This window comes from Tersicoccus phoenicis (genome assembly GCF_001968835.1).
GTDB lineage: Bacteria > Actinomycetota > Actinomycetes > Actinomycetales > Micrococcaceae > Tersicoccus > Tersicoccus phoenicis.
Window position 1 is genome coordinate 25,871 of the sequence record NZ_MRDE01000081.1, and the last position, 18,538, is coordinate 44,408.

Sequence of the window (18,538 nt, forward strand, 5' to 3'; positions counted from 1 at the left end):
CGTGTTCTCAGCGGTTGCCCTTGCTTCGGTTGTGGGGCACACAGAGCATCTCGCAGTTGGCCAGGCTGGTGTCGCCGCCTCGGGACCAGGCCGCGACGTGATCGGCCTCCATCTCCGTCTGCTTGTAGATGCGCGTCTTGTTGGCGTTGCTCCCCTGTGCGCACAACGGGCAGTTCGAGACACCAGCGGCCTGGGCCTTCTTGGTCTGCTGGGCGTAAGCCTGCTTCTTCGTGGAAGGCTCGAAGAGGCGCACGTCAAGCAGACGAGTGTCTTCCTTGCCGCCGAGCAAGTACTCGTAGATGCCCTTGGGGTTCTTCACGGCCGGGTCGGCGAGCAGCTCCTCGAGATTGGCGTCGATCTCGTCGGTCTTATAGGACTTGTGGTGGTAGGTCTCGTAGAGCGCACCCCAGTCGAGGCCGCGCATGGCCTTGTCCGGTGGGGCGATGAACACTGCGTCGATCCAGTCGATCACCGTGGTGAAGTACGACTTCAGCTCATTGATCCCGGAGTCCTGGCGGTGGGCCGCCATGTAGCCGTCGATGCTCTGGTCTTTCGAGCTGGCGACCCATTCAAGGGCGACTTCAAGCACCTCCTGTCGCTTAGGGTCTCCCTTGACGAAGTGGGCCCACTTCTGCTGGAGGGCGTTCTGGGAGTTCGAGAACTCGGCCTTGGCGGCGGTGACGAACGGGCCGGAGTAGATCGCGTTGCGCAGCTCCTGCTTGTTGAGTGGCACTCCGGCGATGTTGATCGTCTGGAACCACTCCTTGATCTCAGTCTCGGTGCCCGAGCACACGTAGATCAGCAGTTGGCTGTCTGTGATCTTCTTCTGCAAGGCTGGGTCGAGCGAGGAGAACGTCTGCTCGCGACCGTCGCGGACGATAGCGAACTTGCCGGTGACGAAACGCCCGACGCTGGTGATGCGTTGCTGGCCGTCGAGCACCTCCAGACGCGGGCCGTCGGCAACCCCGTTGTCGACGAAGTAGATCAGACCCAACGGGTAGCCCTTGAGGAGGGAGTCGATGACGGCAACATCTTTCTTGCCGTCGCCGTAGATATAGTGGCGCTGGTACTCGGGCTGGATGACCAGGTCGCCGTTGAGGCCGAACAAGCCCTTGCCTTCGAGCTCGTTGTAGACGAAGCCTTTGGTGACCTCGGCCACCGTGTACTGCTGGAGGTCGGTATCCATGGGTCAGTCCTTCTTCCGGATAAGCACGCGCTGGTACTTGGCAACGTCGTTGACGTAGGGCCGGTGATGGCCTTCCTTGTACGCGATCTTCACCTCGGCGGGCACTTGACCATAGGCGCTCATTCCGATCAGCTCATACTGCTCCGGGTTGTGCTTGTCGAGGAACGATATCGGGACACCCATGACACCGTCGTAGTCGGCGGGAATCGCGTCCACAAAGGGGATCTCGATGGCATCGAAGTTGTCGTAGCGGGTATAACCTTTGCCCCGCACACCCTCGTGCCGGCTGAACTTCAAGTTATCGGCCAAGCTCATCAACTGGAGGGGTTCGTGACGACGGCCGTGCTCGATGTTGGTGAACCAGCACGAGTTCCCGAGTCGCGTGTAGTCCTGATGACCGTCGGAGGGGTACCCGAGTCGCTCGGCCTTCGCTCGGTCCGCCGCCTTAACGGGTGCGCCCTTCGGTATCCCGAAGACCATGTCGCTGCTGTTGCCTGTCGCCCCCTTCCAGAGGCAGTTCTCGCGAATGAGCGGGAAAATCTCGCGATATGTGATGGCGTTGCTGCTGCCGATAACTGAGAACTCGACGCCACCGGCCATGAGCCAGTCGACGAAGGCTCTGAAAAGACTGAACGGAGGGTTGGTGATGACCATGTCGGCCTCGTTGCGCAGTGCGGTGACCTCGGCCGAGCGGAAGTCGCCGTCGCCGTCGAGGTACGCCCACTTTAGGTCGTCGATGTCGACGCGTCCGTCACCGGAGACGTCCTCGGGAGTTAGGGTGAACACTCGCCCGCGCTCCAAAGACTTGTCCTCGTCGTACCCGGGGTCCTCGGTCTCGAACAGCGTGGGAGTATAGAAGGCAGCCCCGGCGTTGCTGTTGGGTGCGTAGGACGTGGAGATCAGCTTCTTGAGACCGAAGTCGGTGAAGTGAAGGGCGAAGAACTTGGTGAAGTTCGACCACTCGGGATCGTCGCAGGGCAGCAGGATGACCTTGCCTCGGAACACGTCAGGGTCATACTCTAGGTAGGTATTCATCTCGCGTTCGACTGACGCCCACACGGTGTAGTACTCGTCGTTGGCCCCCCAGCGCGCTGAGTTCAGGTTCCTGTTCGCCATGCGTTTCCTTCTCCTCGTCCTTCAACTGACAAGGCTATCCGTTACTACTACAGAGCTCGTGAGAGGCGCTATCGCGAGCCACAGGCCTCAGCGATAACGGGAAGGTAGCGGCGGACCTGGTCTCGGTCGCTCTCCTTCTCCGCCTCGGAGAGGTCCATGTACGGCGTCGCGATCTGGTGCTCCCATCGGGCCACCAAGTCCGCGGGAATGACCAGGGAGCCGTCCTCAAGCCGCTCGCACTGGTCATGGACATAGCGCTGCCAATGGGCCCACCGTTCGTGCTCAATGCTGGCGAGCCGGTCGATCAGGTCGGAGTGTTCGAGGGCTTCACTCGCTCCACGCTCAACGTCCATCAGATGAGGTCCTTGTCTACGAGATTCCAGTAATGCTGTCCCAACACCGTCAGCTCGCACGCCTTGGACTGCATCGCTGCGTGCCACATGTGCGGTGCGTCAACAGGTCGCACGAGGTTGACCTTCATCAGATCCTGCAACACGGCGAAGTCGGCGATCTTTGCCGAGTCAGGCGGTGGGGTCCCGTCGGGCTCCGCGCCACTACGTTCCGGCTCGTAAGATGGGTCGAGGCGGAGCTGCGTAGACGGGTGCTCGAACAGGGTTGTGAGCTTCTGGAGGTCCGAGAGCTGGATCGGCGCATCCGCCTTCCTCAACGAGACGAACCGCTCGACGTTCGTCTTGAAGACAGGTCGCTGGTTCCAGGGGCCCAGGGACTGGTCGATGTGTGCGTAGACGCTGCCGGGCGTAATTTCACCAACAAGGTTGGCCGCTGCACCGTTCAGCGCATCCACCAGAAGGTTGGTGAACACTCCCGACCCGCCGGACTCCATGGCGTACTGGTCAGCAGTTGACGCCGTCAGGATTGTCACCCCGTCCTTGATCTCAGCGACCGAGGGTGAGGTCGAGCTGTCGCCCGCGACGCCGCCGTGGCAGCAATCCAAGATGATGATCTTGTTCTTGGACGGGGACTTGCTGGCGAATGTCATGACCTCGCTGAGCGCGAGGCCATCGTGGCCGCTCTCGCAGTCGCTGGCACATAGGAAGCCGCCGACGCTGTCGATGTAGCCGTGGCCCGAGAAATAGAAGAGCGAGATATCTGCGTTGTCACGGAACAGTTCCTCCACCGCCTCCCGGAGTTCGGTGCGGGAGATGGCGGTCTCCGGCCCAGCGGCTGCCATTAACTTGGGCTGCACAAAGTTCACAGTGCCGTCTGCGTGGCGTGAGAGGATGTTCTTGACGCTGTGTGCGTCGTTTACCGCACCCCGCAGTGAGCCGATCTTCTCGTAGTGGTCGATGCCGACGATGAGGGCTTTGTGCATGGTCACAGGGAGTCGATGAACGCGGCGATGTTTGCGTCGGTCCAGGGGTACGTGGTGACGCCCGACAGATTGGTGCGGTCGCTGCTGTACGCCCAGATACCCCGGATCGGCTTGCCCTCTTCCTTAGCGCACTGAATCTCCCACTTCTGGCCGGTGGAGGTGAGCGAGTTCTTGCTGACCAGGACGATCACGCCGTGCGATCGCTTGATGCGCGTGCGCACCTTCTCCTTCCACTCCGACTGGTAGGGCTCTTTGACGGACATGTCGACGAACTCGTAGGGCGAGCGCGGGTGCAGCGACTGCCCCTTGAGGAAGTCGCGCTGGCGCTCGTCCTCGATGGCGAACGCGATGAAGATGGTCTTGGTCATGATGTGCCTCCTGATAAGTTCGGTGGGCCGCCTGCCGCCCGTGACTCAAGCCTATAGATGGCCACTGACAAAGTCGGGCTCGGAACCCGTGGTGGGTGCGTCTAGATCGTCGCAACAGGATTCTCGTTGGCGCCGCCAAAGTCGATCTCGACGCTGGCGGGGTTGAACTTCTTCCGCCCGCGCCTCTGCGGCTGGAGCGTGACGCGTGCCAGGGCTTCGATGGTGGCGCGCTGGACGTTGAGGTCTGCGTCGAGGAACGCCTGTGCTGGGTCGTCGCTGCCCAGGATCGGCACGTTCACGGTGCCACGCGGCAGGGTCTTGATCTCGGCCTCCAGCCGGGCGATGGCCTCCTTGGCGCGGGTGCGGTTGCGCTTGAGGTCGGCTGCTTCGAGCAGACCGGCGTCATAGTCGTGCTCTGCGCGCGCGATCCGTCTGCGCTGCTCGTCGATCTCGGCTTGCAGACCTGTGAGCCGGGGCGAGTCAGTGGCCGCGACGGAGCGAAGCGCATCGGGCTGGCGGAGTCGCTCCGCGATGACGCCGCGTACCAGCTCGTCGATGGGGTCACCGGTGCGGCTCATACAGGCCTGCTTGCAGCGATATCCGCGCGACCAGCCCCGCACGAAGGAGCCGCACACGCCGCACACATACAGACCGCTGCCCAGGTGGCGGCGGTGTGTTCCGACACGGTTGGTAATCCGCGAGTCGTCATCGAGCTTGAGCTGCACCCGCTGCCACAGGTCCTCCGAGACGAGGGGCTTCCATTTGCCTTTGACCGGCAGGCCGTTCTCACCCTTGACGATGAACTCTCGCCAGTCCCTGCGCTTGCCGCGTGGTCGTTCGCCGTTGGCCAGCCGGGACTGGTTGTCGGCCACCGTTGCCCGGCGGTCCCTGACGTCGGTGTAGACCGAGTAGCCCGCGTAGCGGGGGTTGCGCAGGATGCCAAGGACCGTGCTCTCCGCCCACGGCCGGTCGTCGGGGACAGGCTTGGCCGGGAGGTCCTTGGCGGCCCGCTTCTTGTTGCGCTCGATCGTCAGGGTGCGGGAGTGGTTGGGCAACTTCGGCACGCCCTTGACCTGATCGGCCTTGTCGCCGTCCTCCTCCTCGATTCCTGACAGTGCCCGGGCGATACCCCGTAAGGAAGCGCCCTGGTCGAAGGCGTCGTAGATGGCCCGGACAGCCTTCGCCTCCTTGCGGACCACAGCCCCGTCGGCGTCATACCCCAGGGGCCTAACGCCTTTCGGGACTCGGCCTTCGCTGGCTCGCTGGACGTGCGCGCGTGACTGGCGCGCGGACTTCCGCTCGACCTCACCCCTGGCGACAGCGGCCTTGATGCGGGCGAACAAGCGCCCGCCGTCGGTCGACAGGTCCGCGGCCCCGTTGGCCGTCACCAGGGCCAGTCCCCGGGTCTCGGCCCGGTCGATCCAGTCTTCGAGCTGACGGGGCTGTCGCGTCAGCCGGTCGAGGTCGTAGCAGACGATGGCGGAAAACCGGCCCGCTTCGTAGTCGGAGACCATCCGGTCATAGGAGGGCCGCTTCTTGGTCTTGTCCGTGGCCGACTTGCTCTGGTCGACGTAGGTCTCAACGACCTCCCAGCGACGGGACCGAGCCATTGCCTCGCAGTCCTGGCGCTGGCGCTCGATCGCGAGACCATCCATCTCGCGGTCCTGGCTGATGCGCAGGTAGATGGCGGCGCGAACGGGCTGAGCGTCGTCGGCGGAGGCGGTCGAGGTCATGCCTCCAGTCTACCGCTTAGATGCACTTCCGCTGCGGAACTCGACCACGTCGCCGTCGTGCATGACGTAGTCCTTGCCTTCCATGCGGACCTTGCCGCGGGCCTTCGCCTCGGCCATCGACCCGGCGTCCATCAGGTCGTCGAAGGAGACGATCTCGGCCTTGATGAAGCCGCGCTGGAAGTCGGTGTGGATGACGCCGGCCGCCTGGGGCGCCGTGTCGCCGGCATTGATGGTCCAGGCACGCGCCTCCTTCGGCCCCGCCGTCAGGTAGGTCTGCAGCCCGAGGGTGTGGAAACCGACGCGGGCGAGCTGGTCCAGGCCGGACTCGGTCTGCCCCTCCATCTCCAGCATCTCGCGGGCCTCCTCCTCGGACAGTTCCATCAGCTCGGACTCGAGCTTCGCGTCGAGGAACACGCTGTCGGCCGGGGCCACCAGGTCGGCCAGCTGCTGCCGCTTGGCCTCGTCGGCGAGCACGTCGGCGTCGGCGTTGAACACGTAGATGAACGGCTTGGCGGTGAGCAGGCTCAGCTCGCGCAGGTGCTCCATCTCGAGCTTGTCGGAGGCGATGGAGGAGAAGATGGTGTCGCCCCGCTCCAGCACGGCCTGCGCCTTCTGCAGTTCCGCCAACTCGGCAGCGTCCCGCTTCTTGATCTTCACTTCCTTCTCGACCCGCGGCAGCGCCTTCTCGAGGGTCTGCAGGTCGGCGAGGATCAGCTCGGTGTTGATGGTCTCCAGGTCCGACGCGGCGTCGATCTTCCCGTCGACGTGCACGACGTCGGGGTCGTCGAACACGCGCACCACCTGCGCGATCGCCTGCGCCTCGCGAATGTTGGCGAGGAACTGGTTGCCGAGGCCCTCCCCCTCGCTGGCGCCCTTGACGATCCCCGCGATGTCGACGAAGGACACGGTCGCGGGCATGATGCGGGCCGAGGAGAACAGCTCGGCCAGCTGGTCCAACCGCGGGTCCGGCAGGTTCACCACCCCGATGTTCGGCTCGATGGTCGCGAACGGGTAGTTCGCCGCGAGCACCTGGTTCCGGGTCAGGGCGTTGAACAGGGTGGACTTGCCGACGTTGGGCAGGCCGACGATGCCGATAGTGAGAGCCACGGGAGTCCATTCTACGGGCGGCCAGCTAGCGCGACGTCGGCGGCGACATCGCCCGCACGCTGGCCCGAGCATCGGGGCCACTGATCGGGCTGGGGCGCTGGAGCCCAATCAGGGTGGCCGTTGTTCGGGCAGGCGTGCGAGGACGACGGCCGCAGGCTGGCCGTTGTTCGGGTAGGCATGCGAGGGCAGCGGCGAGGATGACGGCCGCAGGCTGCCCAGTTCTGTCGGAGCCCGGTGAGACGGTGGACACATGGACCTTCTCGCCGCGCTTCTCCTGGCTCTGCTCACCCTGCTGGTCGGCCTGATGGCCGGCGTGGTCGTCGGGCGCCGAACGACCGACGACGACGGTGGCGCTCGCGTGGCCACCCTCACCGCGGAGCTGGCCCGGGCCCAGGAGGCTTGTCACCAGCTGGAAGCACGGGCCGCTTCGGCGGACGAGCGCAACCGGGAACAACTCGACGTGCTGCAGGCCCTGGCGCCCGTGCAGGCGAAGCTCGCCGCCGTCGAGGAGCACGTGCGCGTGATGGAGCAGCAGCGTGCCGAGCAGTACGGCGGGATCCACGAGGCGCTCACCGCGGCGAGGACGGCCAACGGGGACCTGCAGCTGGCCACGCAGTCCCTCGCGGGCGCGCTGCGGTCGACGTCGGCCCGCGGCACGTGGGGCGAAGCGCAGCTGCGTCGCGTGGTCGAGGCGGCCGGGATGCTGGCCCACGTCGACTTCGCGGAACAGGTACACGGGGAACGGGTCGACGCCGACGGTCAGCGGATCGCCCAGCGACCCGACATGGTGGTCACCCTGCCCGGCGGCAAGGAACTGGTCCTCGACGCCAAGGCGCCATTGTCCTCCTACCTCGAGGCGCAGGAGGCCGACAACGACGCCGAGCACGCCGCGTGGCTGGCTCGCCACGCCAAAGCGGTGCGCGCCCACGTCGACGCCCTGGGCAGCAAGCGGTACTGGGAGGGCCGCAGCACCAGCCCGGAACTGGTGCTGTGCTTCCTGCCGGCCGAGTCGGCTCTGGCCGCGGCGTTGAGCGCCGACCCCGGTCTGCTCGACCACGCCGCGGCCCGGCACGTGGCGCTCGTCGCTCCGGTGTCCCTGCTGGCGGCATTGAAGGCGGTGTCCTTCTCCTGGCGGCAGGAGTCCCTCGCTGAGAACGCGAGGGATCTGTTCGCGCTCTCCCACGAGTTGTACGAGCGACTCGGGTCGACCGGCAAGCACCTGGCCGCCATGGGCACCTCGTTGCGTCGCACGGTGGAGAGCTACAACGCCATGATCGGGTCGGTGGAGAACCGCGTTTTCGTCACCGCCCGTAAGATCGCGGATCTGGACCCCGCGGTGGTTGCCTCCGATCACCTGCGCCCCGAGGGACTGGAGGTGACACCGCGCGCGTTGACCGCTGTAGAGTTCGTGTCCGACCGCAGCGCATGAGCCGGGCTGCCGCCCCCCGATAAGGTGCTGCCCATGCCGACGGCGCTCAGCACGTTTCCCTGTGACCCGGGATTCACGCGAGCGGCGGTCCGCGCCGACCGAGTTGCCCGTGCCGGCCGACCCCCGCACCGTGGCGATCGTACTGTGCGCGGCGGTCTGACCGGACGTGACGGCCGGCCGTCGACGTGGTCAGGACGTCGGTCGGGATCCGTGGCCGCCGAGACCGCGGGACGCGTCTCCTGCGGCCTTGAGCGTGGTGCGCAGTTCCTTGGGGAGGGAGAACAGGATGTCCTCCTCCGCGGTGACGACCTCCTCGACGTCGCCGTAACCGTAGTCGGCGAGCAGGCTCAGCACGCGCTGGACGAGGACCTCGGGGACGGAGGCGCCGGACGTCACCCCGACGGTGCCGACGCCCTCGAACCAGGACTCGTCGATCTGCTCGGCGAAGTCGACGCGGTGCGCGGCCCTGGCCCCGTACTCCAGGGCCACCTCGACCAGACGCACCGAGTTCGACGAGTTGGCCGAGCCGACCACGATCACCAGGTCCGCCTCCGGGGCGATCTTCTTGATCGCGGCCTGCCGGTTGGAGGTGGCGTAGCAGATGTCGTCGCTCGGCGGGTCCTGCAGATGCGGGAACCGGTCGCGCAGAATGGCGACGATCTCCATGGTCTCGTCCACGGACAGCGTGGTCTGGGACAGCCAGATCAACCGCTCCGGGTCGGCGACCTGGACGGTGCGCGCCTCCTCGGGATTGTTCACCACCGTGGTGTGGTCCGGGGCCTCCCCGTAGGTGCCCTCGACTTCCTCGTGGCCCTCGTGCCCGATCAGCAGGATGTGGTTCTCGGCGCGGGCGAAGCGCACCGCCTCGCGGTGCACCTTGGTGACCAGCGGACACGTCGCGTCGATGGTGCGCAGCTGCCGCTCCTCGGCGGACTGCTTGACCGCCGGGGAGACGCCGTGCGCGGAGAAGACGACCAGCGCCCCCTGGGGCACCTGGTCGGTCTCCTCGACGAAGATGGCGCCCTTGTCCTGCAGGGTGGTCACGACGTGCTTGTTGTGCACGATCTCCTTGCGCACGTAGACCGGTGCCCCGTAGTGCTCGAGGGCCTTCTCGACGGCGACGACGGCCCGGTCCACGCCCGCGCAGTAACCGCGGGGTGCGGCCAGCAGCACCCTCCGTTCGCCGGCCACCGGCACGGCGGCGATCTCCTCGGGAGTTCGGCGCCGGCGTGGCACGACCGGGGTGGGAACGGACACGGCGGTGGTCATGCTTCCATCGTACGGGCGGGGCCGGGCGGGTCCCGTGCCGTGGCGGGGCGGTCAGCGCTGGGCTGAACCGGTGACCGGTCGTCCGACCACCAAACGGCCGACGACGCCGACGGCCAGCAGCACGGCACCCCAGACGGCCAGGCCCACGAGCCACGGCACGGCGGCACCGGCGGCGAGGTCCACCACCCGGTACCGCAGGTAGTCCGCGAGCGCGGGAGCGTTCGCACCGCTCGCGACGGCGCCCCGTACCATCACCCCGGCGAGCACGAGCAGACCGGTGCCGAACAGCACACCGACACCCAGCCACGCGAGGGTGGTGGTGCGGCGGTGCGCCAACAGCAGGGCGAGGACGGCGACGACGGCGGCGCCCACGAGGGCGGCCGGCGCGTACCCAGTGGCCCGCACGACGATGCCGGCGAGACGCGCCTGCCCCGGCGCTCCGACGTCGAGCACGACGGGGTCCGAACCGACGACCGACCCGCCCAGCGGGACACCGAACGCGCCGGCGGCCTGGTCCGCGAGCAGCTTGACGAGCGGCTGGATGTCGGCCTGCAGCACGTCCGTCCGCGCCGGATCGGTCAGGGACGACAGGCTCAGATCGTGGCTGCGCCGCATGGAGCGTTCCCAGGCCCCCGGGAAGCCCGGATCCTCGGTCAGTGCCACGGCGGCCTTGTCGATCAGCCCGGCCGCTGCGTCCCGCAGTGCACCCGGCAGCGAGAGCCGGTTGGTGACCTCGGCCGCTGCCGTGCTCGCGAGCCGGTCGCGCACCCCCGGGTCCGCGGACAGCGGCGTCGTGAGGGCGGTGAACCCGTCCGGGTCGACGACCGTCCGTTGAACGGCCGTCGCGGTGACACCCCCGAGCAGGAGCACGACCGCGACCAGGCCCAACAGGACGGACAGCACCGTGCGGACCATGGACTACCTCGCTGACGGGTCGACGGAAGGAACTGCACCGGTACGCGGCCCGTACAGCACCGCATCGGACTGGTGCACGCCATCACGCTACTGGCGCGGAACCCTCGAGCAGCGCAGCGATGGCCGGCGGCGGGGTCACAGCAGTGTTGTCCACAGGTTCGGTGCCTTCGACGGCGAAGCCACGGTTTCGTCGTTCGCGGGTGGTAAGTGTAGAACATGAGCCAATCGCGCTGGCCCGAGCCTCTCGCGGCACCCGAGGATCCGCAATCCGCGGACCGGGGATCGGTCGCGCTGGTGGACGGCGTCGCTGTGACGAGGATCGACGCCGCGGAGCCAACCGGCGGCGGGAATGGATCCGATGCTGCTGGGTCCTCCGCGCAAGTGCCCGCGACCATGCCGGCCACCGCCGCCGAGACGACGGCTGAGTCGCCGTGGCCGCTTCGGGTGTTGTCCCAGAAGCTGAAGACCTACATCGATCGTGCCCCGTTCGCCTGGGTCGAGGGCCAGGTCATCGAGCTGAACCGGCGCGCCAACGTCACCTACCTGACGCTGCGGGACACGGACGCCGAGGTGTCCTTCTCCGTGGCCGTCCTGGGCCGCGTGCTGGACCAGTTGCCGGTACCGCTCGAACGCGGTGCCCGGGTGGTCACCCAGTTGAAGGCCGACTTCTGGATGAAGACCGGCCGACTGTCCATGCAGACCCGGGACATCCGACCCGTCGGCCTGGGCGATCTGCTCGCCCGGATCGAGCGGCTGCGCCACGCGCTCGGCGCGGAGGGTCTCTTCGCCCCCGACCGGAAACTCTCGCTCCCCCGGCTGCCGCACCGCATCGGCCTGATCACCGGCCGCGACTCGGACGCCAAGAAGGACGTGCTCCGCAACGCGGCCCTGCGGTGGCCCGCGGTCCAGTTCGAGATCCGGGAGGTCGCGGTGCAGGGCGTCACCGCCGTCGCGCAGGTCAGCGCCGCTCTCCGGGAGCTCGACGAGCACCCCGACGTCGACGTCATCGTGATCGCCCGCGGCGGCGGCTCCCTGGAGGACCTGCTGCCGTTCAGCAACGAGGACCTCGTCCGCGCGGTCTCCGGCGCGCGCACCCCCGTCGTCAGCGCGATCGGCCACGAGGCGGACCGGCCCATCCTCGACGACGTCGCGGACCTGCGAGCCTCCACCCCGACGGACGCCGCGAAGCGCATCGTGCCGGACGTGACAGAGGAGCTCCAGCGCATCGTGCACGCCCGGCAGGTGCTGGACCGGGCGGTGCGGTCATTGTTGCACCGGGAAACCGATCGCCTCGCGACGTTGCGCAGTCGGCCCGTGATGGCCCGACCCGAGGGGATGATCACGGCCCGGGCCGAGGACGTCGAACGACTGCGGCACCGCACCCGGCGCGCCACCGAGATCGCCGTTCACCGGGCCACCGATCGGATCGCCCACCTGCGCGCCCAGATGCGTTCCCTGTCGCCGCAGAACACCCTCGACCGCGGTTACGCGGTCGTCCAGCTCGCCGACGGCACGGTGGTCCGCTCCTCGGCGCAGACGCGGCCCGAGGACCCGGTTCGCATCCGCGTCGCAGCCGGCGAGATCGCCGCCCGCGTGTTCGCCGTCAAGGAGCCCGATGACCGCCCCGTCGGCGAGCCCTCGACCCCATCCAGCCCAGGAGATCCCGATGAGTGATGCCACCCCGCCCACCCACGCCACCGGCCCGAGCGGCGACAACGGCTCCAGGTCCCACGCCGGCCCCGCTTCGCCCACGGGCGGCTCCACCGAGCTGGATGTCGAGCAGCTCAGCTACGAGCAGGCCCGCGAAGAACTCGTCGCCGTGGTGAACCGGCTGGAGGCCGGCGGCGCCAGCCTCGAGGAGTCGCTCGGCCTCTGGGAGCGCGGCGAAGCCCTGGCCAACCGCTGCGAACAGTGGCTGCACGGAGCGCAGGAGCGACTCGAGGCGGCTCGCCCGCAGGAGGAGACCCCCGGTCGGGCTTGACGACCCGGCGGCCGTGGCCGTCGGTCGCCCTCACCGGGCTGACGAAAGCCCGTCGCAGGCCGGGCGAGCCCGCCCGTCACAGACCCGCGAGCCGCTTCTGCTCCTGCTCCACGTCGAAGTCGGCCGCCGGCCACTGGGGGTCGATCCCCCGCAGGGTCTCCAGCAGCAGATGCTGGACGGCGAGCCGGGCGTACCACTTCCGGTCGGCGGGCACCACGTACCACGGGGCCAGCTCGGTCGACGTCCGGTCGAGGGCGATCTGGTACGCCCGTTGGAATGCGGGCCACAGGGCCCGGTCGTCCAGGTCGCGGGGCCGGTACTTCCAGTACTTGTCCGGTCGCTCCAGTCGCTCCGCCAAGCGGGTCTCCTGTTCGTCCGCGCTGATGTGCAGCATGACCTTGACGATGCGGGTGCCCGCGGCCGCGACCTTCTGCTCGAAGGTGTTGATCTGGTCGTACCGTTGCCCGATCACCTCGAGCGGGGACAGCTTCCGGACCCGGTGCACCAGCACGTCCTCATAGTGGGAGCGGTCGAACACGCCGATCAGCCCCGCGGCGGGCAGCTCGCGCCGCACCCGCCAGAGGAAGCTGTGCCGCAGTTCCGCGGCCGTGGGTGCCTTGAAGGCCGTCAGGGCGACGCCCTGCGGATCGACGGCGCCGACGACGTGGCGCACGATGCCACCCTTGCCGGCCGTGTCCATGCCCTGGAGCACGAGCAGTACCGAGTCGGCGGCGCCGCCCGTCGAGGCGGCGAACAGTCGCTCTTGCAGCTCCGCCAGCTCCGCCGTCCCGGCATCGAGCTGAGCCTGTCCGTCCGTCTTGTCGCCGGAGAAGCCGGGGGTCGACCCCGGGTCCACCGCGTCGAGGTCGAAGCCGCGCTTCACGCGCAGCAGGTCGGCGGTGTCGCCGTCGAGCAGGCGCGGTCCGCTCTTGCCACCGCCACGGCGCGCCTTGCGAGCTTTCTTGTCGGCTTTCTTGTCGGCTTTCTTGTCGCCCCTTTTCTCGCCCTTGTCCGCCTTCTTGTCCGCCTTCTTCGCCATGGTGTCGTCTCCGCTCGTCGAGTCAGTTGGCGACCAGCCTAGTCAGACGACTCGCCAGGTCGGCCCGCACTCCAGCCCGAACAAGCAGGCCGACCGACACCAGAGACCGCGCTCAGCGTTCCCGCCAGTCGGCCAGGAAGTCGCCGATCCGGTCCAGTGCCTCTTCGAGCACGTCCACGCCGGGCAGGGTGACCAGCCGGAAGTGGTCCGGGGCGATCCAGTTGAAACCGGTGCCGTGCGTGACGAGGATCTTCTTCTCGCGCAGCAGCTCGATCACGAACGTCTCGTCGTCGTCGATCCGGTACACCTCGGGGTCGAGCCGCGGAAAGAGGTAGAGCGCCCCACGGGCCTGCCGGCAGCTCACCCCGGGCATGTCGTTCAGCATCCGGTGCGCCAGGTCGCGCTGCTCCTTGAGCCGCCCGCCCGGCAGGATCAGGTCGGTGATGGACTGGTAGCCGCCCAGCGCCGTCTGGATCGCGTGCTGGGCCGGCACGTTCGCGCACATCCGCATGTTGGCCAACAGGGTCAGCCCCTCGAGCAGGTTCTCGGCGCGGCGCTTCGGCCCGGAGACGGCGACCCAACCGCTGCGGAACCCGCACACCCGGTAGGCCTTGGACAGGCCGGAGAAGGTGAACGTGAGCACGTCGTCGCCGGCGAACGTCGCGGTGTGGTGGTGAACGGCGCCGTCGAAGAGGATCTTCTCGTAGATCTCGTCGGAGAGCAGGATGAGATCGTGCTCACGGGCGATCTGCACGATGCCCTCGACGATCTCCCGGGAGTAGACCGCGCCGGTGGGATTGTTCGGATTGATCAGCACGAGCGCCTTCGTGCGATCCGTGATCAGGGACCGGATGTGCTCCAGGTCCGGGTTCCAGTCGTTCTCCTCGTCGCACACGTAGTGCACGGGGGTGCCACCGGACAGGGCCACCGCGCCGGTCCACAGCGGGTAGTCGGGGGCCGGGACGAGGATCTCGTCGCCGTTGTCCACCAGGGCCTGCAGCACCATGGTGATCATCTCGGACACGCCGTTGCCGATGAACACGTCGTCGACGCCGATGTCCATGATCCCGTGCGACTGGTAGTACTGCGAGACGGCGGTGCGGGCGGAGAAGATGCCGCGGGAATCGCTGTACCCCTGCGCGGTGGGGAGGTTGCGGATCATGTCGACGAGGATCGCCTCCGGCGCCTCGAAGCCGAACGGCGCGGGGTTGCCGATGTTCAACTTGAGGATCCGGTGCCCCTCCGCTTCCAGCCGCTGGGCCTCCGTCAGGATCGGTCCGCGGACGTCGTATCGGACGTGGGCGAGCTTGGTGGACTGGGTGAAGGTGCGCATGCGCTCAGCCTGCCACGCGGCACCGCCGGCACGGCCGCCATCCCGGCCGTGGACGCGAGGACGCCCGGGCCAATCCGCGATCGGTGGCTTCCCTCGCGAACCGGTCCCGGGCGTCCCCACGGCAGTGTGCCGCACCCGGAGTGCGCCTACTGGGTGATGCCCTTCTGCTTCAGCCACTGAGCGGCGGCGTCCTTCGGGTTGGCCTTGGCATCGCCGGAGACCATCCGATTGAGGTTGATCAGGTCGTCCGTGGTCAGCTGGCTGGACACCTTGTTCAGGGCGTCGGTGGCCTGGCTGGACAGCTTGCCGTCCTTGACCGCCGGCAGCACCTGCTGAGCGATGAAGTTGTTCTTCGGATCGTCCAGGACCACCAGGTCGTTGTCCTGGATCGAAGGGCTGGTGGTGAAGATGTCGGCCGCCTGCACCTTGTCCTCCAGCAGCGCCTTGAGGGTCACCGCGCCGCCGCCGTCGTTGAACGGCTGGAACGACTTCGGCGTGCAGTTGTACTTCGACTTCAGGCCGGGCAGGCCGCCGACGCGCTCCCGGAACTCGGGGGGACCGCCGATGGTGAGCTGGTCGCAGACCTTGGCCATGTCCTCGATGCTCTTCAGGTTGTATTTCTCCGCGGTCGGCTTGGTGACGACCATGGCGTCCTTGTCCTCGGCCTTCGAAGCCTCCAGCACCTTCAGCCCGCTCGGGAGCGCACCGGGCAGTGCCTGCATGATGTCGGCGGCGCTGGCTGCGGTCGAGGACTTGTCGAAGTACTGCAGCAGGTTGCCCGAGTAGTCCGGGACGACGTCGATCGACCCCTCCTGCAGTGCCTTGATGTAGACCTCCCGCGAACCGATGTTCGGCTTCGTGGAGGCCTTGGCGCCGGCGGCGTTGATCGCACCGGCGTAGATCTCGGCGATGATCTGGCTCTCCGGGAAGTTCGCGGAGCCGACCACGACCGTGTCGGCGGGCGCGGCCGAGGCGGAGCTCTGCCCGCCCTGCAGTGGGTTGGAGTTGGACCCGGCTCCGCACGCGGCGATACCGAGGCTCAGGGAGAGAGCCCCCGCGACCGCCGCGGTTCGCGCGGCACGGCCCTTGGTGAACAGGCTTTTCATGATTTCTCCTCGGGGTGGGCCCGCGCCGGTCGGCGACGGGGTCGGTGACGACGTGACGACGACGTCGCCCGCGTCTGGGTGAAGTGTTGCACGGTCAGACCGCGGCGGGCTCTCGCCGGACGCGCCGTCGTCGGACGGGCGCGGGCCGCAGCCCGGGCGAGACCGCGACGCGGGCCAGCAGCGCCAGGACCAGGTCGACGGCGATGGCGAGCACCGCGATCAACAGGGAACCACCCAGCATCTGCGGGTAGTCCTGGACCGCGATCCCGTCGATCAGGAAGCGGCCGAGGCCCCCGAGGTTGATGTAGGCGAGCACCGCGACGGTGCCGATGATCTGCAGGATGGCCGCGCGGAACCCGCCGATGATCACCGGCAGCGCATTGGGCACCTCGACGGTGAACAGGATCTGCAGTTCCGTCATCCCCATCGCCCGCGCCGCGTCCTTGGCCTCGCCGCCGACGGCGGCGATCCCGCTGTAGGTGCCGGCCAGCAGCGGCGGGATGGTCAGGATCACCAGGGCGAGGATCGGAGGCAGCAGGTCGCCGCTGAGCAGTAGCACGAACAGGATCAGCAGGCCCAGGGTGGGCAGGGCGCGCAGCGCCCCGGCGACGCCGACCACGACCTGCCGGCCGCGGCCGGTGTGTCCGACGTACAGGCCCAGCGGGACGGCGATGGCCGCCGCGATCAGCAGCGTCAGCGCCGAGTAGCCGAGGTGCTCGACGATCCGGTTCGGGATGGCCGTGTTCTGCGCCGTCCAGTTCATCGGGTCGGTGAGGAATTCCCAGGTCTGCCCGAGGATGCTGGTGGACGTGTACGTGGTCACGGGCGTACCGCCTTGTCCGCTCGGGTCCAGGGTGTCAGCGCCCGTTCGGTCAGCACCAGCAGCGCGTCCATCACGAGGGCGAGCAGCAAGGTGATGACGATGCCGGCGAGCAGGGGGGTGAAGAAGTTCCGTTGCAGACCGTCCGTGAACAGCAGGCCGAGGTTCGGGATGCCGATCACCGCGCCCACGCTGACCAGGGAGATGTTGCTGACGGAGACGACGCGCAGACCGGCGATCAGCACCGGGACGGACAGCGGCAGGTCGACGGTGAAGAAGCGCCGCACCGGGGTGTAGCCGACAGCGACGGCGGCCTGCCGCACCGAGTCGTCCACCGACCCGAACGCGTCGACGCAGGACCGCACGAGCAGGGCCACCGCGTAGATGGTCAGGGCGACGATCACGTTGGTCAATTCGAGGACCCCGGTGCCGAGCACGACGGGCAGGATGATGAACAGCGCCAGGGACGGGATGGTGTAGAGGATGGAGCTGGCCGAGAGGATCACGGTGGACACGGGCCGGCTCAGCCGTGCGAACTGGGCGATCGGGATGGAGATGATCAGACCCAGGAACAGGGGCAGAACCGACTGCACCAGGTGCAGCCCGGTCAGCTGCGCGATGTAGGACGCGTTGTCCGCGACCCAGGTCATCCGCGGGCCACCGGCTCGCCGGACGCGACGCGCGCCTGCAGCCCCGCTCGGTCCCGCTCGATCACCTCGACCACCTCGGTCGGACGGAGGACGCCGCGCACGATCCCGGCCTCGTCGACGGCGACGCCGATACCCGCCGGCGAGCTCAGCGCGGAGTCGAGCGCGGCACGCAGCGAGTGGCCCTGGCGGTACAGCGAACCACCCGGGATCAGATCGGCGGCGGTGAACCGGTCACCGGCCGGCCGCTGATCCGGCCCGAGCCACCCGGCGGGCCGGCCGTCGTCGTCGACCACCAGTCGCCAGCCCGGCGCGACGTCCTCGGTCGCGGCCGAGAGGACGGTCGGGTCGACCGGGTGGATGGTCAGGCCGGAGGGCTCCGTGAAGGAGAGGTGCCGGAATCCGCGGTCCCGTCCGACGAAGGAAGCGACGAAGTCGTTGGCGGGCGCCCGGAGGATCTCCTCCGGTGTGGCGAACTGGGCGAGCCGGCCGCCGACCGCGAAGACGGCGACCTTGTCCCCGATGATGGTGGCCTCGTCGATGTCGTGGGTGACGAACACGATGGTCTTGGCGAGCTCCCGCTGCAGCCGCAGCAGTTCCTCCTGCAGCTCGTCCCGCACCACCGGGTCGACGGCGCTGAACGGTTCGTCCATGAGCAGGACGGGCGGGTCCGCGGCGAGCGCGCGAGCCACACCGACGCGCTGCTGCTGGCCGCCGGAGAGCTGGGCCGGGTACCGTCTGGCGAGCTCCGGGTCGAGGCCGACCGTCTCGAGCAGCTCGCCGGCCCGCGCACGGGCGCCCCGCCGGTCGACGCCGTTCAGCCGCGGTACCGTCGCAATGTTGTCGAGCACGGTGCGGTGCGGCAGCAGCCCGGCGGACTGCATGACGTAGCCCATGGAACGGCGCAACTGCGCCGCCGGTTCCGCACCGACATCGCGCCCGTCGACGGTGATGGTGCCGCTGCTCGGGTCGATCATCCGGTTGATCATCCGCAGTGACGTGGTCTTGCCGCAGCCCGAGGGGCCGACGAAGACGGTGATCCGGCCCCGGTAGATGTCCATCGAGAGGTCGTCCACGGCACGTTGCCCGCCAGGGAAGATCTTGGTGACCTCACGGAAGCTGATCATGGGTTCGCCGACCGCAGTGGTCATAGCCG

General features: G+C 68.1%; 18 protein-coding genes. 3 read left to right on the forward strand and 15 right to left on the reverse strand.

Annotation, left to right across the window (positions count from 1 at the left end; all coding sequences use genetic code 11):
- Positions 1-7 precede the first annotated feature (7 nt).
- The 7 genes from BKD30_RS14365 to ychF form a co-directional block, all read right to left on the reverse strand.
- Positions 8-1,186, reverse strand: a complete 1,179-nt coding sequence (locus BKD30_RS14365; protein ID WP_076705694.1) for an HNH endonuclease family protein — start codon at positions 1,184-1,186, stop codon at positions 8-10.
- Positions 1,187-1,189: 3 nt separating this feature from the next.
- The gene (locus tag BKD30_RS14370; protein WP_076705696.1) at positions 1,190-2,302 is read right to left on the reverse strand and encodes an adenine-specific methyltransferase EcoRI family protein; all 1,113 of its coding nucleotides are present in this window, start codon (positions 2,300-2,302) and stop codon (positions 1,190-1,192) included.
- 68 nt (positions 2,303-2,370) lie between these two features.
- Entirely contained in the window at positions 2,371-2,655 is a 285-nt protein-coding gene (locus BKD30_RS14375; RefSeq protein ID WP_040283075.1) for a hypothetical protein, read from the reverse strand.
- On the reverse strand, positions 2,655-3,635 hold the full coding sequence (locus BKD30_RS14380; protein ID WP_076705816.1) for a caspase family protein: 981 nt from the start codon (positions 3,633-3,635) through the stop codon (positions 2,655-2,657). The genes BKD30_RS14375 and BKD30_RS14380 overlap by 1 nt, the downstream gene beginning before the upstream one ends.
- Before the next feature lie 2 nt (positions 3,636-3,637).
- Positions 3,638-4,003, reverse strand: coding sequence for a TIR domain-containing protein (locus tag BKD30_RS14385; RefSeq protein WP_055343515.1), 366 nt, complete (start codon positions 4,001-4,003; stop codon positions 3,638-3,640).
- A gap of 101 nt (positions 4,004-4,104) precedes the next feature.
- Entirely contained in the window at positions 4,105-5,736 is a 1,632-nt protein-coding gene (locus tag BKD30_RS14390) for a recombinase family protein (RefSeq protein WP_076705698.1), read from the reverse strand.
- 9 nt (positions 5,737-5,745) lie between these two features.
- Entirely contained in the window at positions 5,746-6,843 is a 1,098-nt protein-coding gene (ychF, locus tag BKD30_RS14395; RefSeq protein WP_076705700.1) for a redox-regulated ATPase YchF, read from the reverse strand.
- 250 nt (positions 6,844-7,093) lie between these two features.
- Here ychF and BKD30_RS14400 point away from each other — a divergent pair, with 250 nt between their 5' ends.
- Positions 7,094-8,272: a DNA recombination protein RmuC gene (locus BKD30_RS14400; RefSeq protein ID WP_076705702.1), complete on the forward strand. Its 1,179-nt coding sequence runs from the start codon at positions 7,094-7,096 to the stop codon at positions 8,270-8,272.
- Between the two features lie 189 nt (positions 8,273-8,461).
- Here BKD30_RS14400 and BKD30_RS14405 read toward each other — a convergent pair whose 3' ends face one another.
- Together BKD30_RS14405 and BKD30_RS14410 are read right to left on the reverse strand one after the other, a co-directional pair.
- Complete coding sequence (locus BKD30_RS14405) at positions 8,462-9,541, reverse strand: 4-hydroxy-3-methylbut-2-enyl diphosphate reductase (protein WP_076705704.1); 1,080 nt, start codon at positions 9,539-9,541, stop codon at positions 8,462-8,464.
- A 51-nt stretch (positions 9,542-9,592) separates the two neighbouring features.
- A complete protein-coding gene (locus tag BKD30_RS14410) occupies positions 9,593-10,456 on the reverse strand; it encodes a hypothetical protein (protein ID WP_076705705.1) in 864 nt (287 codons plus the stop codon).
- Between the two features lie 393 nt (positions 10,457-10,849).
- On the opposite strand from BKD30_RS14410, the gene xseA reads away from it, so the two are divergent.
- The gene (xseA, locus tag BKD30_RS14415) at positions 10,850-12,130 is read left to right on the forward strand and encodes an exodeoxyribonuclease VII large subunit (RefSeq protein WP_076705817.1); all 1,281 of its coding nucleotides are present in this window, start codon (positions 10,850-10,852) and stop codon (positions 12,128-12,130) included.
- A gap of 94 nt (positions 12,131-12,224) precedes the next feature.
- Positions 12,225-12,437, forward strand: a complete 213-nt coding sequence (locus BKD30_RS14420; RefSeq protein WP_076705818.1) for an exodeoxyribonuclease VII small subunit — start codon at positions 12,225-12,227, stop codon at positions 12,435-12,437.
- A 76-nt stretch (positions 12,438-12,513) separates the two neighbouring features.
- On the opposite strand, the gene BKD30_RS14425 is transcribed toward BKD30_RS14420, so the two are convergent.
- The 6 genes from BKD30_RS14425 to BKD30_RS14450 form a co-directional block, all read right to left on the reverse strand.
- Positions 12,514-13,476 carry a PPK2 family polyphosphate kinase gene (locus tag BKD30_RS14425; protein ID WP_083956565.1) on the reverse strand — a complete coding sequence of 321 codons (963 nt, stop codon included), beginning with the start codon at positions 13,474-13,476 and terminating at the stop codon, positions 12,514-12,516.
- Between the two features lie 112 nt (positions 13,477-13,588).
- Positions 13,589-14,809 (reverse strand): pyridoxal phosphate-dependent aminotransferase, encoded by a 1,221-nt coding sequence (locus BKD30_RS14430; RefSeq protein ID WP_076705706.1) that lies wholly within the window; start codon positions 14,807-14,809, stop codon positions 13,589-13,591.
- Positions 14,810-14,955: 146 nt separating this feature from the next.
- A complete protein-coding gene (locus BKD30_RS14435) occupies positions 14,956-15,915 on the reverse strand; it encodes an ABC transporter substrate-binding protein (RefSeq protein ID WP_076705707.1) in 960 nt (319 codons plus the stop codon).
- A 94-nt stretch (positions 15,916-16,009) separates the two neighbouring features.
- Positions 16,010-16,678, reverse strand: coding sequence for an ABC transporter permease (locus BKD30_RS14440; protein ID WP_076705822.1), 669 nt, complete (start codon positions 16,676-16,678; stop codon positions 16,010-16,012).
- 56 nt (positions 16,679-16,734) lie between these two features.
- On the reverse strand, positions 16,735-17,385 hold the full coding sequence (locus BKD30_RS14445) for an ABC transporter permease (RefSeq protein WP_076705708.1): 651 nt from the start codon (positions 17,383-17,385) through the stop codon (positions 16,735-16,737).
- A complete protein-coding gene (locus BKD30_RS14450) occupies positions 17,382-18,533 on the reverse strand; it encodes an ABC transporter ATP-binding protein (protein ID WP_408033387.1) in 1,152 nt (383 codons plus the stop codon). Before BKD30_RS14450 ends, BKD30_RS14445 begins: the two co-directional genes overlap by 4 nt.
- Positions 18,534-18,538 lie beyond the last annotated feature (5 nt).

Excerpts from the sequence above, each read along its gene's own strand:
- BKD30_RS14375 (WP_040283075.1), bottom strand. The coding sequence starts at position 2,655 with ATGGACGTTGAGCGTGGAGCGAGTGAAGCCCTCGAACACTCCGACCTG.
- BKD30_RS14440 (WP_076705822.1), bottom strand. The coding sequence starts at position 16,678 with ATGAACTGGACGGCGCAGAACACGGCCATCCCGAACCGGATCGTCGAG.
- BKD30_RS14425 (WP_083956565.1), bottom strand. The coding sequence starts at position 13,476 with ATGGCGAAGAAGGCGGACAAGAAGGCGGACAAGGGCGAGAAAAGGGGC.
- BKD30_RS14405 (WP_076705704.1), bottom strand. The coding sequence starts at position 9,541 with ATGACCACCGCCGTGTCCGTTCCCACCCCGGTCGTGCCACGCCGGCGC.
- BKD30_RS14435 (WP_076705707.1), bottom strand. The coding sequence starts at position 15,915 with ATGAAAAGCCTGTTCACCAAGGGCCGTGCCGCGCGAACCGCGGCGGTC.
- BKD30_RS14400 (WP_076705702.1), top strand. The coding sequence starts at position 7,094 with ATGGACCTTCTCGCCGCGCTTCTCCTGGCTCTGCTCACCCTGCTGGTC.
- BKD30_RS14380 (WP_076705816.1), bottom strand. The coding sequence starts at position 3,635 with ATGCACAAAGCCCTCATCGTCGGCATCGACCACTACGAGAAGATCGGC.
- BKD30_RS14450 (WP_408033387.1), bottom strand. The coding sequence starts at position 18,533 with ATGACCACTGCGGTCGGCGAACCCATGATCAGCTTCCGTGAGGTCACC.
- BKD30_RS14445 (WP_076705708.1), bottom strand. The coding sequence starts at position 17,385 with ATGACCTGGGTCGCGGACAACGCGTCCTACATCGCGCAGCTGACCGGG.
- xseA (WP_076705817.1), top strand. The coding sequence starts at position 10,850 with ATGCCGGCCACCGCCGCCGAGACGACGGCTGAGTCGCCGTGGCCGCTT.
- BKD30_RS14370 (WP_076705696.1), bottom strand. The coding sequence starts at position 2,302 with ATGGCGAACAGGAACCTGAACTCAGCGCGCTGGGGGGCCAACGACGAG.
- BKD30_RS14410 (WP_076705705.1), bottom strand. The coding sequence starts at position 10,456 with ATGGTCCGCACGGTGCTGTCCGTCCTGTTGGGCCTGGTCGCGGTCGTG.
- BKD30_RS14430 (WP_076705706.1), bottom strand. The coding sequence starts at position 14,809 with ATGCGCACCTTCACCCAGTCCACCAAGCTCGCCCACGTCCGATACGAC.
- BKD30_RS14390 (WP_076705698.1), bottom strand. The coding sequence starts at position 5,736 with ATGACCTCGACCGCCTCCGCCGACGACGCTCAGCCCGTTCGCGCCGCC.
- BKD30_RS14385 (WP_055343515.1), bottom strand. The coding sequence starts at position 4,003 with ATGACCAAGACCATCTTCATCGCGTTCGCCATCGAGGACGAGCGCCAG.
- BKD30_RS14365 (WP_076705694.1), bottom strand. The coding sequence starts at position 1,186 with ATGGATACCGACCTCCAGCAGTACACGGTGGCCGAGGTCACCAAAGGC.